We start from the raw sequence: 21,531 nt of genomic DNA, 5'->3' as shown, positions 1-21,531 counted from the left end.
AAACTAGACGACCGCTCCAAAGGAGAAAACCGCATCATTAAAATCGTAGTCACTTACCCCCACACCCGCAGGTAAATCTTCAAAACCAAAGGTATTATTCCCAAAACTTCTTAAATGAGCCGCACCGTCCGGGTTAGCTACCCCAAAGCTAAAATAGGCTACAGGTAAAGTCGTGTAATTTTGCGCGGTAGCCGGACTATTATTAGGGTTCGCAGCAAAGAAAGCATTAATCGCTGCTTGGAGATTACCGGAGAAGTTACCACCATTGGCAATTACAAAGGGAGAATAGATTTTACCACCATTGACAATGACATCACTCGCAGCACCACTACTTGAACCCCCTACCCGCACAATAAAGTTATCTACTACCTTACTCAAAGCGGCTTTCGCATAACCGATTTCCCCGGGTTTAATGCCATTTACAGACCCCGTTACATCATCCACCTCATAGAGACCGAACAGATTATTAAAAGCTGCGGTGGTCTGATTTAGGGCATTTTGCAGGGAGTTTTTGACAAGGGATGGGTTGTAGTTATTAGGAAATTCGTAGCCCAATTTATCAACAATACCAGTTAATGTACCTGCTTCCTTGGGAATCAGTTTATCAACAGGAGCAATTGAGATTAGCTGAGTTGGTGCTACTGTAGCAGTTGTAGCTTTACCCGTAACCGTTACCCTAACATCAGCACTTGCGGAAAGACTACCATCAGAGACAGTGTAACTAAAGACATCATTGCCCAAATAATTGCCATCTAACAGCGTATAGGTCAAATTATTGCCATTGATCTCAACTTTGCCATATTTACCGTCGGTTTTGCCGGTGAGCTTTAAACTATCTCCTTCAGGGTCACTATCATTGTTTAAAGGGTTGATAGTTCCCGCACTTCCTTGACTGACAGATAATTGATCATTTTGTGCAACGGGAGGATCATTTACCGGAGTCAGATTGATTGTGATGGTAGCAGGATCAGATTCTGCTTTTGGAGTACCATTATCAATCGCTGCTACTGTCAATGTGGCAACATTACCATTAGCATTAAGAACGGGATTATATCGCAGATTAGCTAGGTCATCAACTGATATCTCTTGATTGACAGTCACTTGTTGACCATCAACAAAAGTCAGGCTTCCAGCGGTTGGTAAACTTATTACCTTAATTGCCATTAAATCATTATTGTCTTCGTCTTGGTATTTACCCTTGTCTTTGAAGTCTCCAATACCAAAACTAATTATTTGATCTTCTTGTCCATTTTGGGTGAAGCTTTGCAGATTTGGTTTTTTGTTGGGTGCAGCGTCATCATTATTAATTGTTCCTTTCGCTGTAGCGTTGGTGGAACTAACAACTGCACCATTATTAGGATTACTCAAACTGACAGTAAAAGTCTCATTGCCTTCAAATAGGGTATCTTGAGTTGTTTGGACAGTAAAGGTTGTAGTAGTCTCTCCAGGTGCAAAAGTTAAAGTCTCCGTTTTTGCCGTCAAGTCACTGGTACTAGCTGTATCATCTGTCGCAATAGAAGTGGCTACAGTCACACTTTGGTTAGCTTGAGCATCACCTGTACGAGTGATAGTGAAATTTACCTCACTTCCTTCCGTTGCGGAAGCAGCAGCAATACTAAATACGGGTGCAGTATCATCATTATTAATTGTTCCTTTCGCTGTAGCGTTGGTGGAACTAATGATTGCACCATTGGTAGCATTGCTTAAACTAGCAGTAAAAGTTTCTTGGTCTTCAAATAGGGCATCTGGAGTTGTTTGGACAGCAAAGATTTTAGTAGTTTCTCCCTGTGCAAAAGTCAGAGTTTCCGTTTTTGCAGTCAAGTCGGTATCACTGGCTGTATCACCTGTAGCAATAGAGGTAACTACAGTCACACTTTGTTGAGCCTGGGCATCTCCTGTTCGAGTTACAGTAAAGTTGATAGCATTTCCTTCTGATGCCTCAGCGGTAGCAATGCTAAATATGGGGGCTGGATCATCATTAGTAATAGTTCCTTGGGCTGTGGCGTTTGTAGAACTAATGATTGATACATTTGTAGGATTACTTAAACTGACAGTAAATGTCTCATTTCCTTCAAACAGGACATCTGGAGTTGTTTGGACAGAAAAGGTTGTAGTAGTCTCTCCCGGTGCAAAAGTCAAAGTTGCTGTTTTTGCAGTCAAGTCAGTATCACTGGCTGTATCACCTGTAGCAATAGAGGTAGTTACAGTTACACTTTGTGAAGATGAATTATTTCCTGTCCGAGTGACAGTGAAAATTATGATATTTCCTTCTGTTGCTGAAGCTGAGGTGATAGCAAACTGTGGTAATTCATAATTCTTCAGAATAGCTAAGGGATTACTATTCGCACTAATTAAGGTGTAATCTCCCTGGGGTGAAAGTGTAAGTTGATTTATGTCCTTAAACCCATCAACATTAACGTTTAATAAATCTTGTGCTGGATTAAAATCGGTAATTATGTTGGGACTTTGCAGATATGCAGCATTAGCTAACCAAAAGGTATCTTGACCATCACCACCTGTTAAGGTGTTACCACCAAGACCGGAGTAAATTATATCATTACCAGCATCACTAAATACTTTGTCATTCTGATCAGGGAATATTTGATCATTGCCTTCACCACCTGATAAAATATTATTACCTTGACCATCGGAGAATATTTGATCATTGCCTTCACCACCTAAAGCCGTATCATTTTCCTTAGCAAAGATTTCATCATCACCTTCACCACCATCTAGGATATTGTCACCTGTTCCTGTGACACCATCAATGGAGTCATTACCTGCTAAACCCAGGAGAGTATAACCGCTGGCAGATGCTAATAATACATCGTTTCCAGAAGTACCACTAATAGTAACAGGTAGATTATTAGGTAGTTCAATAATGCCTAATTTTTCAGGAATTGTTGTTCCTGCGACATTAAAATCATTATCATTAATCACAGCCAGAATATTGGGTGCTACTAATGCCAAACCTTCTAATTTTTCAACTCCGGTGTAACCTACTTGCGCTGCATTAACTATTAAAGTTTTGTTAGCAGCAATAATTCCAGCGGTAGTTAATTCAGCCGCGCTTAATTGTTCAATAGTCTTACCACTTGGCAAAGTAAAGTTAGCAGGATTATTGATATTAGTCGCTGTTGCTAAATCTATTTGATAGATAAGTTTATTGGAAGTATTATCACTTCTATCATCTCGTTCTACAACGGCAAATTTACCATTACCCAAGGCAACAGCATCACCAATTTTATCAGTTTTGGCATTACCACTGCCTGTAATATCATCCAAGAGATAGAGATATTCACCAGTTACCTGTTTAGAAACTATGTCAAATTCCAGAATTCGCAAATTGCGGGAATTTCTGGAAGTTGTATCAGTGCCATTATCGGGATTATCAATTGCACTTTGAATAAAAGCATATAGTTTGTTACCTTCTAATGCTATTGCTTCAAAGCCCCGATTTGCCCGTCTTTGGGCATAAACTGCTGGTAATACCTCAGTTCCAAAAGTTCCTGCGGGTTGATCTGGTTCTGTTGCTATTGCTGTTCCTTGGGGAACAAAACGATCAAGTAATTTCCCATTGACATCGAAATGGTAAATTGCGGGACGATATTCATCTACCAGCCAATAGTCGCCATTTTTCGCAATGACGATACCTTCAACATCAGCCCCTAAAGTATCATTAGGTAAGATTTGACCATTTAAATCAACCCCAATTTCATCAGTGTAAGCTGTTCCAGCAGCCCCAGCTTGGACATTGGGAAGTCCAGTTAATGGAGTTGTACCATCTTCACGAAATAACCCAGTTCTTTTGGTAATGGTGATTTGATTAGTAGTTTGATTAAGTTCAAAACTGACTATTTCTGGTTGAAAATTGGGTAAGAAAAACGGTCTATTTTGACCTGTGGGTTCACCATTAGGACCACGATCTGTATTAGTAACAAATTTGAGATTGCCATTATCCGCTACACCTTGGAAATACAATCCAGAAAACCCACCCAAAAATATATCTTGTCCGGTGGAAGTTGTGCCTAATTTGGGTAGATTTTGAAATTCATAAGTAGTTAACTTTGGTGGGGAAGCTATTTCATAAAAGCTAACAGTATTACTAACTTCATTAGAAACTGCCAACATGGGACGAGAATTGGGACTATTTTCCGCAGAGATGAATTTTAAACCTTCAGGAGAGACATCACCTTCGGTTCTAATATACTGAACAAATTGAGGTGCAGTGGGGTTACTGAGGTTATAAACCATTACCCCACCACCCGCACGTTCTAAGCCCACAAATCCATAAGGGACATCATCAATCACACCAACGATTACACTTTCCGGTTCAGGTCCTTTATTATCGGAACGAGTATCAAATTCAGTGGCTGAACCATTATTAGCATTAAAGAATGTAGGCGTTTGTTGTTTGAGAATTTGTTCGATTTGGTCGCCACTGTCATATACTAATTTACCCTGATCATCCCAGATTGAGAAAGAACGAGCGCCGTAAGCATAAAGTTGATCAAAGTCTCCGTCTCCGTCGGTATCTCCTAGTTTATTGGTAACGGTTAAACGTCCTAAATTTTCCGGTTTTTTCAACTCAGTAGCATTAGGAAAAGCTGTAGGATCAAGATTTAAACTAGAAACTCTTGCTTCTTCGTTAAATAGTGATCCTTCATTACCAAAAGTACCATTTGCTGTAGGACGAATCCGCGCATCTCCTTCATTTGCGGTGATATAATAGGTCTTATCAGCAATTTGAAAAGAGCTAATTGCATCGGGTTGATACATCCCGAAAATTGGCCAATTTTGAATATTAATTTTACCTCCACCACCAGAAGTACCATTAACATCTCTATCACTAGCATCAAGACCATTTTCTGGTAAATTATGATTTTTAAAACCTAATGGAACAATTTTAGTAATATTAGCAGTAGCAATGTCTAAAACTGCAAAGGCGTTATTTTCTTGTAGGGTAACAAATGCAGTTTTGCCATCGGAAGAAATTGCTATATACTCTGGTTCTAAATCTTGAGCAACGGTGGCATTAAGTCCAAAAAGTCTGACTCCGGCTGATTTTAAAGTTTCTTTTTGCCCATTAAATGTCGTGAAATTTGCAGTTGTAACTTTACTATTATCTAAACTGGCAATATTTCCAGAAACATCAATGATACTAATTGAACCTTCTGGATCAATAGCATAATTTTCACTGGGTTCTCCTTCGTTGGCGACAAGTAATTTGCTACCATCCGCAGTGAAAGTGATCATATCAGGTAAAGCACCTACTGTCACTTCGGAAATTTTAGTGAGAGTTACAGCATCATAAAAAGCAATTTTACCGGGGTCGGTACTTGTATTTGCAGAAATAGCGATCGCCACAATGCTATTTCCAGTTCCTATGTCTTTTCTGACGGCTACACTTTGAATTCCTGCACCTAAGCTAGAAAGATCAATGTTAGTAACTTGAGTGGGGTTATTTGCATCAGAAACATCTACTACTTGGAGAACAGGTTTATTTGCAGATTCTCCAGTCACAAAAATGCGTTGAGATATGGGGTCAAAATCAGAAATTTCTGCGCCGCTTAATTTGATAGTACCGACATGGTTAAGTTGAATTGAATTCATAATTTTTATATTGGCAATTAGAGGTTTGTTGTTACTTAGTCCGCAATGGGTATTTTAGTCTTTTTGAGCTTTAAAAAAATCGGTAAATTCCTGACTATAAAGAGAATTTATCTCAGTTTATTTAAGGAATAAATAATTAAAGGTTAAGGAGAAATTAAAAAAATTAGAATAACAGCTTAGTGTTAACCCTATCTATGTTTAACTAAATAGCCTTTGTTTTCTAACTTTCAGTAATTTTTGTCCTATTAATTTAATCCTATTCCCGCCACCTATTATATCTGAATGTGTAACGCTTACGAGACTCAAAGAAACAGCACTCTGTAGGAATCGCTAAAAATTCAGGAAATTTAGTGTTAAACCGCGTTTACTTTGAAACCCATAGTTTTTTCTTAATTGGGTTTTATTCCCAAATCCTATACTCTTCCCCGTTCCCTGTTCCCTTTTGAAAAACTCCAGTTTTCAACTTGGACGAGGTTTAAGGGAACACCAAAAAATAAATTACCCAATTTTGTGGGATGGGCATCCTGCCCGTCCTTGATGATTAGCGGGCAAGACTTGTACTGAGCTTGTCGATAGCGCAGCGTGGCGTTAGCCATAGTATGCCCGCACTACAAGAAATTTTTGGGGATTTTATTTCTTGGAAGTCCCTAATACTGAATTAGGCAAGCAATTATTTATGATATTCCCGAAAATGCTAATGTATGACATTTAACAATGCGGCACCTGAGTTTAATAATATGTACTGAATAAAAATGACGATAAAGTTTGGCAGTCCTTAGGCGACACAGTAGGATGGAGGAAAGACGGAAAGTGGTTGTATTATAAAGATATTAGTTTTGACAAAACAACAACTAAACAAAACTCAAAGCACACATCCCTGTAGCATTTGGATATGAGGGGGGTGGAAGTCTTCTCTCGTCTACATACTTGTATATCATCAGCGCATTAAGGAAAATTTTCCCATGCTTGGGCAACCAACTGACTTAACCAGCGCCTTTGTTGCCTATCTAACATTTTATCATCCGCTAATACCTGGGTAGTTAATTGATCTAAAGACTGACCCTGAGCGCGAACTACTCTAATTACACCAGCAATTACCGCAGCCACTAATTCTTCATCAACTGGCTGTTTTCTTAATGCAGATATTTCTTGGGGACTGTCTGGGATAGGATAATTCATGGTATGGGTTTAGGAAATTTACAACATGAACAATAAAATTGATAAATGATTAAAATTCTTTATGGAATCTTTATGAAGTTAATTAGCGCAGAGTTTAACCTAGTTTCTGCCTTTTTTTAATCTGTCTGAGTGAGTAGATTCGTTATGAGATATCAGAACAATATGCAAGAACTTCTTTATTTAGAAATTCCTACACCCGATACAGTATCCGTCAGCAAATGGCTACAAACAGATTTCGTTGTCGAAAATAGTCAAAAATTCATCACTCCAGATGGGTTTCGGCTGGGAAGTGCGGCTAAAAGTACCATTGCCAATAGCGTAGAACTATCTGTATTTGTGTGGTCGGTGCAGCGGACAACTTACCTAAAAGTATTCCGTTGGGGAGATAAACCTTTTCCCCAGGAGAGACGCATTCTCCAATCTCTAACGCGGAAAATTAGAAGTCGCTTTCCCAATTGCTACCCAGAACCACCTGTCATTGATCCCCAAAAATCAATTTTCGCAGAGTTAGAACCCTATTATCCTCTAACTGTCAAGTATTTTCAGAAAATGCCTAATGGAGAATATGACCTCAAGCGCGCTTACTGGTGGGAGCAAAGGTGGCGAGAAGGGGTAAGAAATCCTCAAAAGCCTCGTCAAGTAGTATTTTATCAAGGGAATAGTCAGGAAATATCACCTATCCTCTCCCCTGCTGCTAGTCCTCAGTATGACCTCATTTATATTGGTGGTGCTTTGGGGTCAATTCATGCCGCAGTCATGGCTAAATTGGGCTATAAGGTGCTGTTGGTGGAAAGATTACCTTTTGGTAAAATGAACCGAGAATGGAATATTTCCCGTGATGAAATCCAAAGTTTAATAAATTTGGGTTTGCTCACCAATGCTGAATTAGCAGAAATTATTTCTAGGGAATATAAAGACGGTTTTAATAAGTTTTTTGATGGTAATAATCCCTCTAATTTGAAATCCTCTGTTCTCCATACTCCCACAGTCCTAAATATAGCTTTAGATTCAGAAAGGTTACTGGCATTATGTGGGCAAAAACTTCAAGCTGCTGGTGGTGATATTTGGGATGAAACGGAGTTTTCCCAAGTGAATATTAGTCCTACACAAGTTACGATTAACGTTAAACATTTGCCTACTGGTAATGAACAGCAGGTGAGTGGACGTTTATTGATAGACGCAATGGGAACGGCTTCACCAATTGCTTGGCAATTAAATGGTGGTAGGGCTTTTGATAGTGTGTGTCCAACGGTGGGAGCAGTGATTGAAAAGGGCTTTGAGCCTGGGGTTTGGGATTCTGAATATGGGGATGTTCTTTACAGTCATGGGGATATTTCGAGAGGTAGACAGTTAATTTGGGAGTTGTTTCCTGGTGTTGGTGAAGAATTAACAATTTACCTATTTCACTATCATGAAGTAAATGAAGAAAATCCTGGTTCTTTGTTGGAAATGTATGAGGACTTTTTCACAATTTTGCCAGAATATCGGCGTTGTGATCTAGATAAATTAGTCTGGAGGAAACCAACTTTTGGCTATATCCCAGGACATTTTAGCGCAGATAGTAGCGATCGCACAATTGCAGTTGATAGATTAATTGCCATTGGTGATGCTGCTTCTTTGCAATCTCCGCTAGTTTTTACTGGTTTTGGTTCTTTAGTCCGCAATTTAGACCGATTAACTACTCTGTTAAATATTGCCCTTAAACATGATTTATTGAGTCAGCAGCACTTAAATAAAATTCGAGCTTACCAAAGCAATGTGGCTGTAATGTGGTTGTTTTCTAAGGGAATGATGGTTCCCACGGGCAGATTTATCGCCCCCCAAATGATAAATTCGATGCTGAATACTTTCTTTGGCTTATTAACAGATGAAACCCCAGAAGTAACTGATAATTTCATTAAAGACCGTTGTGATTGGTTCACTTTTAACCGTCTAGCTTTGAAAGCAGCTATGAAAAATCCGGCTTTATTATTGTGGATTTGGCAATTAGCTGGTTGGCGAGATTTATTACGTTGGGTTGGGAATTATGTCAGCTTTGCTCGTCATGCTTTCATCAGTGTTATTTTGGGAATATGGTTGCCGCAATTTTTGAAATGGAATCAATCTTGGTTAGAAAATCGCTTTCCAGGATTATGGTTACAATTGTTAGTAATTAACTATGCAATTACTACAGGTAGACCACGATTACCGCCGGCATTGCGTTAGTTTCATATATTATCAAGGAATTGGGGATTTTGGAGTCCTAAAACTTCTAAAATCCTTAATTTCATAACTTATTCGGTTTCAACTCCACTCTATCCCTCTTCTATGAACCGTAGATACAAAAAACGTTTGCAAACGTTCATCAGCTTCAGCCTATTTACCACCGTTCTCATCCCTTATGCCGTCACCGCTACCCCTCCACGTATCCCAGATAAAATCGTTAACTGTGAGCTTCTCGTTGTGGGTGGTGGACTCTCAGGAGTCGCTACAGCTTATGAAGGTTTACTTGCAGGACGCACAGTTTGTTTAACAGAAATAACCGACTGGTTAGGGGGACAAATTTCTTCTCAAGGAACATCTGCATTAGACGAAAGACCAACTCAACGAGATAAACAATTCTATTCTCGCGGTTATTCCGAATTAAGAAACCGCATTGAGCGCAAATATGGCAAACTTAATCCTGGAGATTGTTGGGTAAGTGATTCCTGCTTTCTGCCTCGTGATGCCCACAATATCATGACACAAATGCTCGAAGATGCGGAAAAAAAAGGTAAAGGAAAATTACAATGGTTTCCCAATACGGTAATTAAAGATCTACAAATTAGCAAAGATGGCAAAATTATTAATAACGCCATAGCAATTCAACATCAACCAGCAAAAAATCAACCACCTTTAAATACTAATACCTTATCTCAAACCATTGAAGATGCTTATAGTTATAAAAACTCATCTCGTTTGAGTAAAACTATTATTCAGTTTCTCCCCAAACAATCTCAAAATAACCCAGGAAAATGGTACATTATAGACGCAAGTGAAACCGGGGAAATTATCGCTTTAGCAGATGTTCCCTATCGGCTAGGAATTGATGCCCGTTCCTATCTTGAACCTTCATCTTCTAGCACTACAAATGATCCTTACTGTACCCAAGGTTTCACTTATACCTTTGCAATGGAGGCAACAAAAGCAGCGCAGCAACAAACAATGCCCCCATTTTATTTACAATATTCACCATATTTTAGTTATGAATTAAAACGATTAGCAAACTTTGATTTAGTCTTTACCTATCGGCGAATTTGGAGTCCCCAAAAAGGACAACCAACTACATTTAATGGGGTGAAGTTTACTGCACCCACACCAGGGGATATTTCCATGCAAAACTGGACTTGGGGAAATGATTACCGTCCGGGAACAGCCGCAGATAATCTCATTTATACTCGTCAACAATTAGAAAATTCTGGACAGCTAAAACCTGGAGGTTGGCAAGGAGGACTACGCACAGAAACCCTGCGTAAAGCTGAAGAAAAGGCATTTTCTTTTTTTTATTGGTTATATGCAGGAACTACAGATTCTCAACTAGGTAATGGTGTTAAACAACCGCAAACAAATATTCGTTTCTTAACAGGTTTAGATTCGCCAATGGGGACAGTTCATGGGTTATCTAAATACCCCTACATGAGGGAAGGAAGACGGATTATTGGCCGTCCTAGTTGGGGACAACCGGATGGTTTTGGCATTTGGGAAGTTGATATTTCTCGTCGTAATTATAATGATCAATATTATCGAAAAACTCTGCCAGTAAATATGTATCGCAGTTTAAAAGCAACTGTATCAGGTTTGGAAGCAACATCTGTAATTAGGGGGGGAATTTCCCCAGAAAAAGCTATGCGAAGAACTCGTTCCACAATTTACCCTGATGCTGTGGGTATTGGTCATTATGCCATAGATTTTCATCCATGTATGGCAAAAAGTCCAGTAGAAGCACCTGGTAATACTGAACGTGCTGGAGAAAGACGCGGTGCAGGACAAGCTTATCCTTTCCAAATTGCCCTACGGGCAATGATTCCCCAAAAAATCGATAATTTATTGGTAGGAGGAAAAAGTATTGCTACAAGTCATATTGCGGCTGCTGCTTATCGAGTTCATTCCTTTGAATGGTCTTCTGGTGCTGCTGCGGGAACTGTGGCCAGTTTTGCACTAAAACAAGGAATTGCACCCTATCAATTGGTTGATAATTTACCTAAACAAGAACCACAATTACAAATTTTAAGAAAGCTGTTGGAAGCAAATGGGAATCCTACGGCTTTTCCTGATACTTCTATTTTTAACGAAAATTGGGACGATTGGCGGTAGGTAAAAGATCCCCAACTTCTTGGAGAAGTCGGGGATCTAAATAAAGCTTAATCTGGGAGAAATTCAGAATTAAGGGTTTGTTCGCAAGTGTATGGACATATTTCGGGAAATACCTGTTGACCTAATTGAGTTTCTCTCATTGCTAATGCTAAACCTAATTCGTAAGCGGTGAGAAAAACTTCCTCTAAATAAGGTTTTAAACTAGGACTATCTTGTAAAAGTAGTTTGATTTGAATCCGTTGTTCTCGAATCGTACTCAACCAAATACTACTGCGTTTTTCTGCTTGGAATTGCCATTTTAATAGATGTCCTAGCAACACAGCTAATCTATTTCTGAATTCTTGTCTTTCTTTTCTTCCCAAGGTTTCTAATTCTTCAATTAGGTTGACAGTATCTAATGTATCCCATTGTTGAGTTTTGAGTAAATTAACCTGTTCTTGAGTCCAAGCATGAAAGTCGCTTGTATAGAGGAGAAAAGTGTTCATTTTCGCACCTATTATAGGTTTATATGTTCTTAGTTCAATTGTATTCTATATCTCATATAGGAAGTTCTTAAAAGGTAAAATGTCAATTACTTCATAGATATAAATTAATATTTTTACACATTATCGGCTTGTGTCTGACTACTAACTCAGTCAGCAATGGATTAAACTAGTTATTTCTAATGTCAGTTTGTACAACGTCGTTTTTGGCTGATTTTTCTATGGTGACAAGACTTGCAGATGTGTACAGTATGGCTTCAGCACCGACTGTGACACCTGACCGAGTTAATCAAGTGACTCGGAAAACCTATCCTAATTACAAGGTAATTGTATTGAATGATGATTTCAATACTTTCCAGCACGTAGCTGAGTGTTTAATGAAGTATATTCCGGGAATGTCGGGGGATCTCGCTTGGGATCTCACTAATCAAGTCCACCATGAAGGACAAGCAATTGTCTGGACAGGACCCCAAGAACCAGCGGAATTATACCACCAACAACTCCGTCGGGCTGGGTTGACAATGGCTCCCCTGGAAGCAGCCTAATCATTATGTCTAAACCCACCGATGGTAGGCTAGTTTGGAATCACTCTACCCATATTCCCGGTCTAATTCCTATTTTAGAACGTTTGTGTCGAGAGGATGGTATTGGGACGGTGACACCTGCGGTGATTGGTAGAGCTAGAGGTCATGCACCAAAAATGCAGTTGCGTGTGTCTGTACCCATTCGCGGTGGTTATAAAATCATTGCTCGTCAAGGCAAAACTGTGCAAGAGGTATTTATCCTCACAACTTTACTCCAGGAACAACTCGAAGGTGCGATTCCTACGGAGCGCTTCGCTATCGCTATTGCTATGAGAATTGCCTAAATTATGAATTTACAATGGCAAGGTTGGAGCTAAATATAGTTCTAACCTTGACTTTTGATTATTCTTCAATTTTATGAACTGCAAATTTATGTAACGGCAAACTCAAGATACAAGAAAATGTTAAGAAATATGACAAAGCTGTAGTAATTCTCAAAGTTATAATTACAGCTTCCCAATTGAATAAAAATACTTTTTCCATCCCAAAGGCGATGCAATATACTAACCAGTAAGCAAAGCTCATTGTTAAAAGACTTTGTTCTGTTTCTTGAAAATCATCTATTGCTTGATTATGATCCTTCAATAACCATAGACCAACTATACAAGCGACGGAGGAAATAGCAACTACAAACTCATGGCAACATAAATTTACCGTAGGCATTTGTCCTAGTCTCCATTTTCAATGTTTTGATATTCCTATGGAAACCTAGTCTAAAGGAATATGCCTCAGAGTTATCCAAAATAGTTACAAAGCGCAATTCCTCAACAACTTTCTTCACATACAGCAGATTTCGCTCTAATGAAATACAAACTTGAATTATGAAACTCTTGTAGTGCGGGCATCTTGCCCGCTATATATGTACCTCACAAAACCGGAAAGTGCTGTATCCCAATACTCACCTCGGAAATAGGCTATTGACTTTGTGTATTTTTGAGTGATATTTTTCATACAATGCTAACTATTTTGACAGGAATGACTGATAATCAAGGATAGTCAATCTTTTGCTAGTTCTAGTTCCATAGGTAATTCTGCTGGTAAAGGAATAGTAGCACCATCATAGAAAACAGCAGCTTTACCTTCACTTCTAGTCTCATTAACAGCGGCTTTCAGCTATTTTAATAAAATGCCAGGAACGAGACTTGAACTCGTGACACGAGGATTTTCAGTCCTCTGCTCTACCAACTGAGCTATCCCGGCAGGGGGCTTTTTCTTCACCACCGATATTGAATTTAGCATAGAAAAAAAGATAAGTCAAGGGGTTATTTAAAATAATTTTAGCTAACCTTCATTGTCAACTTCACCCAGGTAAACACAGTCACAAATACCAGAAACTGCACAAAAACAATACTCGGACCAGAAGCTAGATTAAATAACCCAGAAACCATCATTCCTGCGATACTACTGCTACAGCCGACAACCACCGATAGAATCAGAAAGCGGCTGAAATGGTGACTCATAAGTTTGGCTGTAGCAGCCGGAATCACTAAAAACGCATTTACTAATAACACACCAACCGCTTTAATCGCCACAGCTACAGCGAGGGAAAGCAAAACAACGAATCCATAACGATATAATTGTACAGGCACGCCTTGTACTTGAGCAACATCGGGATTAAGAGTTAATAAAATCTGTTGTGGCAGAGTTGATAATAAAAAAACGCTACTACCAACAAGTACCAATAGCGTCAAAATTAAATCTGTGTTATCTATAGCCAAAATATCGCCAAATAGTACCCCCATTAAGTTACCGCGATATCCTTTAATAAAACTGGTGAGAATTACACCAATTGCTAACGCCCCAGATAGCACTATACTGAGAACGCTATCACTAGCCAAATCAGTCTTATCAATTAGGTAGAGAACAACAACCCCAAAAATTAAAGTAAAAGGGAGTAACATCCAAGTGGGATTAGTGTTGAGTAACACGCCTAATGCCACACCTACCAATGCTGCATGACCAACGGCATGACTAAAAAAGGATAATTGTCGTAAAGTAACAAAACTACCCAATAAACCGCCTAAAATGCCCATTAACACAGCACCCATAATGGCACGCTGCATAAAGGGAAATTGTAATAAATTCAGCAAATCATGATAGTTAATGGTCATATAAGAGGAGTCAGGAGTCAGGAGTCAGGAGTCAGGAGTCAGGAGTCAGGAGTCAGGAGTTCAGGAGTCAGGAGTTCAGGAGGAAGAAGAAAGAAGAAAGAACAAAGAACAAAGAAGAAAGAACAAAGAACAAAGAACAAAGAACAAAGAAGAAAGAACAAAGAACAAAGAAGAAAGAAGAAAGAAGAAAGAAGAAAGAACAAAGAACAAAGAAGAAAGAACAAAGAAGAAAGAAGAAAGAAGAAAGAAGGAAGAAGAATAGTTTATTACCAATTACCAATTACCAATTACCAATTACCAATTCCCTAATGATGATGTTCATAGCGACTAAAACCTGGTCCATAAGTAGCTAAAAGATTTTGTGGGGAAAGGGCTATTTCCGGTTTACCAGAACAGACAAGAGTTTGATTTAGACAGATGACGCGATCGCAATGACGGCTTACCATATCAATATCGTGGGATACTTGCAACACTGTCCAATTCTCTTCTCGTTTTAATTCATTTAACAAAGCATAAAAATCCGTTGTTCCTTGGACATCTACCCCGGCAAAAGCTTCATCCAATACTAACAATTTTCGCCGTGTTACCAAACAATAAGCTAATAATACCCGTTTGAGTTGACCACCGCTCAGAGTGCCAATAGCCTGATTTCGCAAGCGATAAGCATCAGTACGGTGTAAAGCTGCGGTGACTGCTGCTGATGTTTCCCGGTTTTGTTGCCAAAATTTTGAGAAAAATGAATGTTTTCTATTCCCTATTCCTAAAGCCACCAATTCACTAACTGAAATTGGAAAACTGCGATCAAAAATAAAGTTTTGTGGCATATATCCCAACTGATTCTGCAAATTTCCTAGTCTGGAAATGGGGCGACCAAAAACTTCAATTGTTCCCGTACTTCGAGGAATTAAATCTAAAATAGCTTTGATTAAGGTACTTTTCCCAGCCCCATTTGGACCAACTATAGCTGTATCTGTTCCTGCTAATAATTCAAAGGAAACATCTCGCACAGCTAAATAACTACTTTGGTAGACTGTTAACCCAGAAACTTTTAATATTGGTAATGTAAATTCTGCTTGTTCGTCAGTCATGGAATTTAGGATTTGAGATGCCAATAATTTATCGTGATAGATGGGAAATAATGAGATTTTTAATATTCCTGCTACTTGCATCCAGCGGCTAAACTCTCCAAATTGGTTTTCATTGCCTTAAAATAATACTCTGGATTGGTATCACCCGTTTCTAAAGAATCCAAAGTCCGCACAGTTAACCCCAAATCCTGGGAAATGCTGGTGAGTAATTTGTTATCTAACCCTGGTTCGCTAAATAGGGCTTTAACTTGGTATTTTTTGACTGTATTCACCACTTTTTGCACGTCTGTTGGGGAAAGTTGCTTTTCAGGAATTTCTACTACTGCTAATTGTTTAATGTTATAACGTTTGGCAAGATAGGGAAAAGCATCATGAAAGGTGATAAAGGTGCAGTTTGGTGTTTGTTTAATAGTCTGCTGAAATTCATTATTTAAATTATCTAATTTCTGAACATAAGCCGCTGCATTGGTCTGATAGTTGGCTTTATTGACCGGATCTGCGATAATTAAACCATCTCGAATATTGATGATTTGCTGTTTTGCTAAAACTGGATCTAGCCAAACATGAGGATTTCCAAATTGGTGTTCGTGATCATGATCATGTTCTCCTGTTGGTGTTTTATCTATGGGGGAAATTTTATTAATAGCTTGAATACCTTTACTAGCATCAATTTCCACTAATTGGGAATTTCCGGCATTTTTAATTGTATCTGCCAAAAACTCCTCTAAGCCTAAACCATTTTTGACTAATATCTTCGCTGTAGCGATCGCTTTTACATTAGTCGGTGTCCCTTGATATTCGTGTATCTCTGTACCAGGCTTAACTAAAATCTCTACATCTGCTACATCTCCAGTTACCGCTTTAGTAAACAAATAAACTGGTAAAAATGTGGTAACTACCTTAGTTTTTGGTGATTTTTGGACTGGGGCTGGTTCTGTTTTTACAACCTCCCTACTGTTAGGATTATTACATCCATAAACTGCTGACAAAATTATTAAGGTAATCAGAGGTAAGAAATTTCTGGTTTTTCTATCTATTTTAACTTCTCTAGAACTTCTCATGGTTTGAGGTTGACAATAAAACTTCATTGGCATTATATCTTATAATGAGATCCATTCTCATATAAGTCATCAAAAAATACTACCGTATCAAGAATTACAAACTATTTGGGAATTTCGGGTAATACTGCTGTATACTGAGAATATTTCCAGTTCATAAAGATTTCTTAACTTTTTATTGTGATCAACTTAACTTAGGACTGTAGTATATTAAAAATCACTATTAATAGCTGTACTAACTCAAGTGTAGCATTATCAACTTTAAACACGGGTGTGAGGAAAAATGCAAAAATTCTGGACTTATCTAATTGCTAGTTCAACAGTTGTGAGTGGCATATTATGTATGAATGTTGTTGCAAGGGCAGAAGCATTACCAGTACCAGCAACTAATTCAGAACAACAAGTTAATAATAGCCAAGAAGAGACAGTATCTCAAGTTACTTCCGTATCTCAGTTATCCGATGTTCAACCTAATGATTGGGCATTTCAGGCTTTACAATCATTGGTAGAACGCTATGGATGTATTGCAGGTTATCCCAACGGGACTTTTCGTGGTAATCGGGCGTTGTCAAGATACGAGTTTGCAGCCGGTTTGAATGCTTGTTTAGATCGAGTCAATGAACTAATTGCTACTGCTACCGCTGATTTGACGACAAAACAAGACTTAGCAACAATCCAAAAATTGCAAGAGCAATTTTCCACAGAATTAGTCACCCTCCGGGGACGTGTAGATACAGTAGAAGCCAAAACTGCTGAGTTAGAAGCTAATCAATTTTCTACCACCACTAAGCTACAAGGGCAGGTTGTGGCAGTTGTTAGTGATGTTTTGAAAAATAAAAAAGTTAATAGTGAGGAAATAACTGATAAAAATACCACTTTAGGCACAAGAACACGGCTAGAATTGGTAAGCAGTTTCACTGGAAAAGATACACTTTTTACCAGAATCCAAAGTAATAATATCAACAACCCTGATATTAAAACCAAAGAAGGCAACTTATTTTTTGCCAATCTTCCTGGTACTACTGGTACTAATGATGTTACCATAGATGCGCTATGGTATGCTTTCCCTCTGGGCAAAAATACCCAAGTCAAACTAATTGCTAATGCTGGTGCAGCGGACGATGTTACCAGTACAGTCAATCTATTTGATGGTGATGGTGCTTTTGGGGCTGTGTCTACTTTTGGGACAAGAAACCCAATTTATGGACAACTGGGTGATAAAGGTATAGCAGTTAACCATCAGTTTGGCGATAAAATAGCCCTCAGTTTAGGCTATTTAAGTAGTACGGCTAATGACCCTACCCCTGGAAATGGCTTGTTTGATGGGAATTATGGTGCTTTAGCGCAGTTAACTGTCAAGCCAAGCGATCGCATTTCTCTTGGTTTAACTTATATCAATTCCTACAATCAGCCACTACTCACTGGTAGTAATGCGGCCACATCTGATATCGTTCTTTCCGGTGAAAATTTTTCTAGCAATTCCTACGGTGTTCAAGCATCTCTAGGTATTAGCAAGAAGTTTGTTCTTGGTGGTTGGGCTGGTTATACCAATAGTAAGGTTTTGACGACAAAGGGAGAAGTTGATACTTTTAACTATGCTGTTACCCTTGGTTTCCCTGATTTGGGTAAAAAAGGTAATTTGGCTGGTGTCATAGTTGGTATGGAACCAAAAGTCACAAGTTCTAACGTTGTTGGAGTTACGAAAGATCCAAATACCTCTTATCACATTGAGGGATTTTATCAATACAAACTCAGCGACAATATCACCCTTACTCCTGCTGTGATTTGGCTAACAGCCCCAGATCACAATGATAACAATGATAATGTGGTGATTGGTGCTTTAAGAACTACTTTCAGTTTCTAAGTTTTTCAGGTAACAAAAAAACCAGCCCTCCCACAGGCTGGTCAGCGAAAAAACGTTGTTCGAGTTGTCTTCTCAGTAGAGTCAAAACCAAATTGCGCGTTCCCAAAATTCAACGGGCAACTTTTCTTAACAAGATTGTAACAGGCAGTACAATTTTTTCATGAAAATATCTCAAAAAATATCTGTCTTTCGGTGAGTAGCTTTTCTATTCGAGGAAAGATGAGGGAACAGGGGAAGTTGGGGAAGTTGGGGAAGTTGGGGAAGTTGGGGAAGTTGGGGAAGTTGGGGAAGTTGGGGAAGTTGGGGAAGTTGGGGGGGGAGAAAGAATTTTCCCAATGACCAATGACCAATGACCAATGACCAATGACCAATGACCAATGACCAATGACTAATGACCAATAACCAATTGCGGTTTCCCCCAAATAATCGTTTCTTGTTTATAAACCACAAGTCCTGGTTTAGTGCCTTTGGGTTTGTAGACGTGCTTGAGTTGGGTGTAAACTACTGGTACTTGGTCACTTTGACGGGCGCGACTGAAATAACCTGCTAGATTGGCTGTAAATTGTAAATCAGCTTCTTCCGCCACTGTACCCGGTTCTAGACGCAGGAGGACATGACTCCCCGGAATTTCTTGGGCGTGAAACCACAAATCATAGTCTCCAGCGACACGGAATGTTAGTTGATCATTTTGGATGTTATTACGACCAATGAGGACTTCAAAGCCACTCGGACTGCGGTAACGATGAAAATTAGTGCCGGGAGTGTCGTTGCTGCTACGGCTGCGATATTCTAAGTTTTCTAGATATTTTTGCCCAATGAGTTCATCACGGATTTCTTCTAAGGCTTGTAAATCTTCTGGATTTTGGTATTTGTCTATTTGCGAAATTGCGGCTTCTACTTGTTCGAGATAGTCAATTTCTGCTTGAACTGCAAATAGTAGCGGTTCAACAGCCGCACGGGCGCGTTTGAGTTTTTGGTGCTGTTTATAAAGCTTTTGGGCATTTTGGACGGCGTTTTTATCGGGCAAAAGAGCGATCGCAATTGGCTGTTCGGTTTCAAAATCTGGTAGAATTATTTCCTGCATCCCTGGTTGCCAATGGTGCAGGTTAGCCATTAATAAGTCAGCTTTTTGACGATATTCTTCAGCTTGATCTGATTGTTGCAGGCGATCGCTAAAAGTTTTCGCTTTGGTGCGTAATTTACCCAAAATATTCAATAATTTCTGACTTAACTGATGACGCAGTTGCCCAAATAACTGTTCATTCAGTTGATCAGAATAATAACGGTAAAGTAACTCTTGGATATTCTTTGTGGGTGCAACTCCACCCCAACCCATCACCGTATATCCAGTTTCTGTCCAAGCAGGTTGGAATTTACCTAAATCTAAAGCTTGTAACCATTCTTGCCAACGTTGAAATAAATTTTGCCAATCTTGGGGAGTAAGTTCATCAGTATTCGTATCTGGGATGATATTTGCCGCCAACAGCATCGTATCTAGCAAAGCCGAACTTAACCCACTATAACTTTTGAGTAATTGGCGTTTAATTCCCCCTGGGACCAAACTTACCCGTTCTTGCCAACGTTCTAGAGATTCGCTTAAATTAGGGACTTTTCCCGTCAGTTTCGGTGGTGTTTCGTAACTTTGTCCAGTTTGAATCGGACGAACACTAGATTGTTGGTGACTAACTTGATGGGCAGCAGTGATAATTTCATTACTAGCATCAGTTAAAATCACATTACTATATTTGCCCATCACTTCCGCATAGAGGTGATACAGGGCTGTTTCTTCAGGACGACGGGCAAATTGTAAATCAATTACCCGTTCCCAAGGGGAAATCGCTTCAATTCCTACTAAGGCCAACCCACCCAATTGGTGTTTTAACTGTTGACTAAAAGTAAAAGTATCTGGGGCGCGTGGTGGTGGTTCACTAATACAAATATGGGCGGCTTGGGGATGCCAAGAAATATCTAGCCAACCCCGTTGATTTAAGGTGCGTAAGGCAATGGCAATGGTAAAGCGATCGCGCTGATATACCTGTTCTATGCGTGCAGGCAACCAATTAGCGCGGATTTCGCCACAAGCGGCGGTTAAAGCGGTAAAGTCCAGGGGTTGCAAAACAATTACCCCTTTTTCCCGACAAAATTACTTTTTTCTTGATTATTTTCTTGGTTCATTAAATAAATATTTTTCAGCTTGCTAAGTCTATATCACAAATACAATTAGTAAGATTCACTCAAATCTAGCTAATAATTCCTCACGAGACAATTGTAGAAGCAAAGGCGTGAATTCTTCTCTGGACATTGCAATTAGAGGGTTGATAATTGTTGCTAACTGTGAATCAACTGCACCAAAACGTACTTGCAATATACTTTCAATCATAGCGCGTCGTTCTCTTTCTATACCTTCTTGTTGTCCTTCTTGTCGTCCTTCTTGTCGTCCTTTTTGTCGTCCTTCTTGAAGTCCTTCTTGAAGTCCTTGTTTTTTCAGTTCTTCTAATTGTTGTTGATACATTTCCGATAATTTCATAATTAACTCCTGATCATCTTTATCAATATCTTGTTCTTGACGCTGACGAGCCGATAACACAGCAATTAGGTTATGTACTAATTGTATAATATCCGAAAGGAACGGACTATTATTGGCTAGTGCTTCTAATTCTTCTACTGCTTGTCTTTGGACTTTCCCTTTGCCTAAAACCCTCAAAAATAGTGTTTCGGGTGTACTCGGTAGTTGATGAATCGCCACAACTACGGTTTTAAATCCTTTTGGCAAGAAATAAATACCTTTTCCCCAGTTTGTTTCATCCAGAGTCCCATGAAAAATCTCTAGGATTTCTGATGATACTGTAGGTGTAAAAATCCATAATTGAGCTAATTCTGCTTCATTTATTCGCGTATTATTACGTTTTGCTTGCCGTTCTAGGTCTGCATGAATGTCAAACAATTTACCTATACAACTGCGAGTTTCACTTTTGCTGACGGCATTACGGAATGGTTCAAATATTGCATAATTTGTCACCATTTTCCCCAGTATTCCTAGTGTTTCTAGACTTTGTGTTGGTTGGGGTGAAGGAATAAATAATACGTCTATTTGTCTGACTTCTGCGGTAATATCTTTGCTGGTTTCTACTTCTCCATAAGGCGTTAATAATTCTGTTAGATATTGTTTGGCAAATTGATCATGTATAAAGCGAGTCATTTACATTAATTTAAAGACAGA

At 39.0% G+C, this 21,531-nt stretch carries 16 protein-coding genes and 1 tRNA gene; 6 read left to right on the top strand and 11 right to left on the bottom strand.

Translation table 11 applies throughout. The annotated features are described in order from the left end of the window. Positions 1-3: 3 nt before the first annotated feature. Together ANA_RS03600 and ANA_RS03595 are read right to left on the bottom strand one after the other, a co-directional pair. A complete protein-coding gene (locus ANA_RS03600) occupies positions 4-5,613 on the bottom strand; it encodes a choice-of-anchor I family protein (protein WP_015078693.1) in 5,610 nt (1,869 codons plus the stop codon). A 945-nt stretch (positions 5,614-6,558) separates the two neighbouring features. Then, on the bottom strand, positions 6,559-6,792 hold the full coding sequence (locus ANA_RS03595; protein ID WP_015078691.1) for a hypothetical protein: 234 nt from the start codon (positions 6,790-6,792) through the stop codon (positions 6,559-6,561). 162 nt (positions 6,793-6,954) lie between these two features. Here ANA_RS03595 and ANA_RS03590 point away from each other — a divergent pair, with 162 nt between their 5' ends. After that, a complete protein-coding gene (locus ANA_RS03590) occupies positions 6,955-8,997 on the top strand; it encodes an NAD(P)/FAD-dependent oxidoreductase (RefSeq protein WP_015078690.1) in 2,043 nt (680 codons plus the stop codon). A 102-nt stretch (positions 8,998-9,099) separates the two neighbouring features. Then, complete coding sequence (locus ANA_RS03585; RefSeq protein WP_041457638.1) at positions 9,100-11,124, top strand: FAD-dependent oxidoreductase; 2,025 nt, start codon at positions 9,100-9,102, stop codon at positions 11,122-11,124. Positions 11,125-11,171: 47 nt separating this feature from the next. Here ANA_RS03585 and ANA_RS03580 read toward each other — a convergent pair whose 3' ends face one another. Next, entirely contained in the window at positions 11,172-11,609 is a 438-nt protein-coding gene (locus ANA_RS03580) for a DUF29 domain-containing protein (protein WP_015078688.1), read from the bottom strand. A gap of 218 nt (positions 11,610-11,827) precedes the next feature. On the opposite strand from ANA_RS03580, the gene clpS reads away from it, so the two are divergent. Both clpS and ANA_RS03570 read left to right on the top strand, forming a co-directional pair. Further along, on the top strand, positions 11,828-12,151 hold the full coding sequence (clpS, locus tag ANA_RS03575) for an ATP-dependent Clp protease adapter ClpS (RefSeq protein WP_041457635.1): 324 nt from the start codon (positions 11,828-11,830) through the stop codon (positions 12,149-12,151). A gap of 5 nt (positions 12,152-12,156) precedes the next feature. Beyond that, positions 12,157-12,474 carry a DUF2103 domain-containing protein gene (locus ANA_RS03570; RefSeq protein ID WP_015078686.1) on the top strand — a complete coding sequence of 106 codons (318 nt, stop codon included), beginning with the start codon at positions 12,157-12,159 and terminating at the stop codon, positions 12,472-12,474. Between the two features lie 58 nt (positions 12,475-12,532). Here ANA_RS03570 and ANA_RS03565 read toward each other — a convergent pair whose 3' ends face one another. The 3 genes from ANA_RS03565 to ANA_RS03555 form a co-directional block, all read right to left on the bottom strand. After that, positions 12,533-12,853, bottom strand: coding sequence for a hypothetical protein (locus ANA_RS03565; RefSeq protein ID WP_015078685.1), 321 nt, complete (start codon positions 12,851-12,853; stop codon positions 12,533-12,535). Positions 12,854-13,317: 464 nt separating this feature from the next. Then, positions 13,318-13,390, bottom strand: a tRNA-Phe gene (locus ANA_RS03560). A 77-nt stretch (positions 13,391-13,467) separates the two neighbouring features. Further along, positions 13,468-14,301 carry a metal ABC transporter permease gene (locus tag ANA_RS03555; RefSeq protein WP_015078684.1) on the bottom strand — a complete coding sequence of 278 codons (834 nt, stop codon included), beginning with the start codon at positions 14,299-14,301 and terminating at the stop codon, positions 13,468-13,470. Between ANA_RS03555 and ANA_RS26400 the strand changes: the two genes are divergently transcribed. After that, positions 14,284-14,610, top strand: coding sequence for a hypothetical protein (locus ANA_RS26400; protein ID WP_051155166.1), 327 nt, complete (start codon positions 14,284-14,286; stop codon positions 14,608-14,610). The genes ANA_RS03555 and ANA_RS26400 overlap by 18 nt on opposite strands. On the opposite strand, the gene ANA_RS03545 is transcribed toward ANA_RS26400, so the two are convergent. Both ANA_RS03545 and ANA_RS03540 read right to left on the bottom strand, forming a co-directional pair. Further along, positions 14,607-15,389 carry a metal ABC transporter ATP-binding protein gene (locus ANA_RS03545; RefSeq protein WP_041458220.1) on the bottom strand — a complete coding sequence of 261 codons (783 nt, stop codon included), beginning with the start codon at positions 15,387-15,389 and terminating at the stop codon, positions 14,607-14,609. The two genes, ANA_RS26400 and ANA_RS03545, sit on opposite strands and share 4 nt — an antisense overlap. Before the next feature lie 71 nt (positions 15,390-15,460). Then, positions 15,461-16,450, bottom strand: a complete 990-nt coding sequence (locus ANA_RS03540) for a metal ABC transporter solute-binding protein, Zn/Mn family (RefSeq protein WP_041458219.1) — start codon at positions 16,448-16,450, stop codon at positions 15,461-15,463. Between the two features lie 280 nt (positions 16,451-16,730). Here ANA_RS03540 and ANA_RS03535 point away from each other — a divergent pair, with 280 nt between their 5' ends. Continuing rightward, positions 16,731-18,311 carry an iron uptake porin gene (locus ANA_RS03535; protein WP_015078681.1) on the top strand — a complete coding sequence of 527 codons (1,581 nt, stop codon included), beginning with the start codon at positions 16,731-16,733 and terminating at the stop codon, positions 18,309-18,311. A gap of 171 nt (positions 18,312-18,482) precedes the next feature. On the opposite strand, the gene ANA_RS25615 is transcribed toward ANA_RS03535, so the two are convergent. From ANA_RS25615 to ANA_RS03525, 3 genes are all read right to left on the bottom strand, one after another. Further along, positions 18,483-18,710, bottom strand: coding sequence for a hypothetical protein (locus ANA_RS25615; protein WP_158310504.1), 228 nt, complete (start codon positions 18,708-18,710; stop codon positions 18,483-18,485). Next, positions 18,700-20,427, bottom strand: a complete 1,728-nt coding sequence (locus ANA_RS03530) for an Rqc2 family fibronectin-binding protein (RefSeq protein ID WP_015078679.1) — start codon at positions 20,425-20,427, stop codon at positions 18,700-18,702. The genes ANA_RS25615 and ANA_RS03530 overlap by 11 nt, the downstream gene beginning before the upstream one ends. 114 nt (positions 20,428-20,541) lie before the next feature. Further along, positions 20,542-21,510, bottom strand: coding sequence for a hypothetical protein (locus ANA_RS03525; RefSeq protein WP_015078678.1), 969 nt, complete (start codon positions 21,508-21,510; stop codon positions 20,542-20,544). Positions 21,511-21,531 lie beyond the last annotated feature (21 nt).

Origin of the sequence: Anabaena sp. 90, assembly GCF_000312705.1 — a bacterium.
GTDB classification, from domain to species: domain Bacteria; phylum Cyanobacteriota; class Cyanobacteriia; order Cyanobacteriales; family Nostocaceae; genus Dolichospermum; species Dolichospermum lemmermannii.
The sequence above is the reverse complement of the archived record's forward strand: the minus strand, read 5'-3'. Positions and strand labels throughout refer to the sequence as shown.